A 2,609-nucleotide genomic window follows, 5' to 3' on the forward strand; every position below is an offset into this window, starting at 1 on the left:
GACGGGCCGCGCAGCTGGGCACCACCGGCGCAGCCGTCGTCCGCGACGGCGTGCCGACGCCAAGGCCGACGCGCCGCTCGACGTTTTATCGGCATACCGAGGGCTGGTTATTGGTCCGGTAACGAGCGCCGGTCCGCCTGGTCACACTTTGCGGCTGGGAGGTGTCGATGTTCTAAGACCACAAGCAATCCTTGGAGGCCCAGCCGAATGACTACTTCCACCGTCGCGTACTGGACGACAACCGCCGTGCTCGCCGTCGAGTGTTTTGTGGGCGGCGTGATGGGTGCCTTCCGACTGGAGCCGTTCAGGGGCGTCGTGACGCATCTCGGGTATCCCCTGTACTTCATGACGATCCTTGGTGTCTGCTACGTGTCGGCCGGCGTCGTGCTTCTGGCACCACGCCTTCCCCGCCTCAAGGAATGGGCATATGCGGGTCTGATGTTCATCTACACAGGAGCAATCGCTTCCCACATTTGGGTTGGCGACGACGTTAAATCGCTGATCGGTCCGCTGATATTCGCTGGGCTGGCCGTCGCCTCCTGGGCGCTGCGCCCGCAAGCGCGGCGTTACTCCGGCACCGTGGGCTCAAGCACGCGGTAGCAGCTAAGCCTGCCGGGCACTGCGTGCTGGTCCGGTAGTTTCGTGACGTGAACATGCCCGTGCACCAATCGGTGCGGCCCAGCCCGATTTTTTTGGCCATCGTCGCCGTGACGGTGTTCGGCGGCGTACTGGCTTGGTTGGACGGCGCCGAGCCGGGCGCGCTGGCCTACGCCGCAGTGTTCATCTTCGTGATCGCCGGGTGGTTGGTGTCGCTGTGTCTGCACGAGTTCGGCCACGCGCTCACCGCGTGGCGATTCGGCGATCGTGACATTGCCGTGCGCGGCTATCTGAGCCTGGATCCGCGGCGCTACAGCCATCCGATGCTGTCGCTGGGCCTGCCGATGTTGTTCATCGTGCTGGGCGGCATCGGCTTGCCCGGCGCCGCCGTCTATCTGCGTACCTCGTTCATGACGGCCGTCCAGCGCACCCTGGTGAGCCTGGCCGGGCCGGCGGCCAACTTGCTGCTGGCGGTGCTGCTGCTCGGGCTGACCCGGTTGTTTTTCGACCCAATGCACCTGGTGTTGTGGGCCGGGGTGGCCTTCCTGGGGTTCCTCCAGGTGACCGCGGTATTGCTGAACCTGCTGCCGATCCCGGGCCTGGACGGCTACAGCGCGCTGGAACCGCATTTGAGCCCGGAGACCCAGCGCGCGCTGGAACCGGCCAAGCAGTACGGCTGGCTGATTCTGCTGGTCGTCCTGATCGCGCCGGTGCTGAACCAGTGGTTTTTCGGGATGGTCTATTGGTTCTACGAGCTGTCCGGGGTGCCCGGGATGCTGGCGAGTGCCGGCATGCAACTGACCCGGTTCTGGCACGGCTGGTTCTGACCGATCTGAGGCGACGCCGCAAACAGCGCCGAGATCGACGCCAGCGCCAAAAATTGCGGGCAAAGACGCGCTGACGTCGATTTCGCTGCAGAGGCGGTCACCTAACCTTGAAATATATGCGTAAGTACGCATATATTTAGCGGCATGGGCGCTGGCCACGAACACACCAACGTCGACACACCAGTGCCGAAGATGGTTGCTGCCACCGCGCTGCTGGGCGGGTTCTTCGTCGTCGAACTGACTACCGCGCTGGTGATCGGCTCGATGGCGCTGCTGGCCGACGCGGGCCACATCCTGACCGACGTGGCGGCCACCTTCATGGGGCTGTGCGCTCTGGTGCTGGCCCGGCGCGGCAGCTCGTCACCGGGCCGCACCTACGGTTGGCACCGCGCCGAGGTGTTTACCGCGGTGGCCAACGCCGTCCTGCTGATTGCGGTGGCGACGATCATCCTCCGCGAAGCGATCGCGCGGATCGGCCATGCGCCGGAAGTGCCGGGGATTCCGATGATCGTTGTGGCGCTGGCCGGGCTGGCCACTAATGCGGCGGCCGCGCTGCTGCTGCGGTCGCACGCGACGCAAAGCCTGGCCGTCAAGGGCGCCTACATGGAGGTCATCGCCGACACGGTCGGCAGCATCGGGGTGCTGATCGCCGGCGTGGTGACGATCACCACGCACTGGCCCTACGCCGACGTGGTGGTCGCGGTTCTGGTCGCGCTGTGGGTGCTGCCGCGGGCGTTGTCACTGGCCGGCGGCGCATTGCGCATCCTGTCCGAATCGTCGCCCAGCCACATCGACGTCGAAGAGCTGCGTTCGGCGCTAGGCGCCGTCGACGGCGTAACCGACGTGCACGATCTACACGTCTGGACGCTGGTACCCGGCAAGGACATGGTGACCGCACACCTGGCCAGCGCTGGCGACTCGGCGCGGATACTCGGTGCGGCCCGGGCGATCCTTGCCACGCACGGATTAGGCCACGCCACCATCCAGGTGGAGCCGTCGGGCGGTGTCGGTGACTGCGTGGGCGGTTGCTGACCCGGCTCAGCTGAGCCCGAGCGCGGCGCGGGCAGCCGGATCACAGTCATCGAGCAGATCCAGGCACCGGGTCTGCTCGTCGGTTTCGCCGATGGCGTCAGCCGCCCTGGCCAGCGCAGCCACGCACCGCAGAAAACCGCGATTGGGCTCGTG

At 66.2% G+C, this 2,609-nt stretch carries 4 protein-coding genes and 1 pseudogene; 4 read left to right on the plus strand and 1 reads right to left on the minus strand.

Annotated elements, in window-relative coordinates; genetic code table 11:
* From WAN71_RS21960 to WAN71_RS21975, 4 genes and pseudogenes are all read left to right on the plus strand, one after another.
* A pseudogene (locus tag WAN71_RS21960) lies at positions 1-122 on the plus strand (peptidase M50); the annotation flags it as partial.
* Between the two features lie 85 nt (positions 123-207).
* Positions 208-600, plus strand: a complete 393-nt coding sequence (locus WAN71_RS21965) for a DoxX family protein (protein WP_422227351.1) — start codon at positions 208-210, stop codon at positions 598-600.
* Between the two features lie 53 nt (positions 601-653).
* Entirely contained in the window at positions 654-1,424 is a 771-nt protein-coding gene (locus WAN71_RS21970) for a site-2 protease family protein (protein WP_422227353.1), read from the plus strand.
* Positions 1,425-1,568: 144 nt separating this feature from the next.
* Positions 1,569-2,456 carry a cation diffusion facilitator family transporter gene (locus WAN71_RS21975; protein WP_422227352.1) on the plus strand — a complete coding sequence of 296 codons (888 nt, stop codon included), beginning with the start codon at positions 1,569-1,571 and terminating at the stop codon, positions 2,454-2,456.
* Between the two features lie 6 nt (positions 2,457-2,462).
* Here the strand turns inward: WAN71_RS21975 and WAN71_RS21980 are convergent.
* On the minus strand, positions 2,463-2,609 hold a 147-nt coding region (locus WAN71_RS21980; RefSeq protein ID WP_422227354.1), incomplete at its 5' end, for a DUF3151 family protein.

It is taken from the genome of Mycobacterium sp., from assembly GCF_049280035.1.
In the GTDB taxonomy this organism is placed as follows: Bacteria; Actinomycetota; Actinomycetes; order Mycobacteriales; family Mycobacteriaceae; genus Mycobacterium.

What these genes read in the sequence shown, in the direction of transcription:
- WAN71_RS21965 (WP_422227351.1), top strand. Translation starts at nt 208, where the DNA reads ATGACTACTTCCACCGTCGCGTACTGGACGACAACCGCCGTGCTCGCC.
- WAN71_RS21970 (WP_422227353.1), top strand. Translation starts at nt 654, where the DNA reads ATGCCCGTGCACCAATCGGTGCGGCCCAGCCCGATTTTTTTGGCCATC.
- WAN71_RS21975 (WP_422227352.1), top strand. Translation starts at nt 1,569, where the DNA reads ATGGGCGCTGGCCACGAACACACCAACGTCGACACACCAGTGCCGAAG.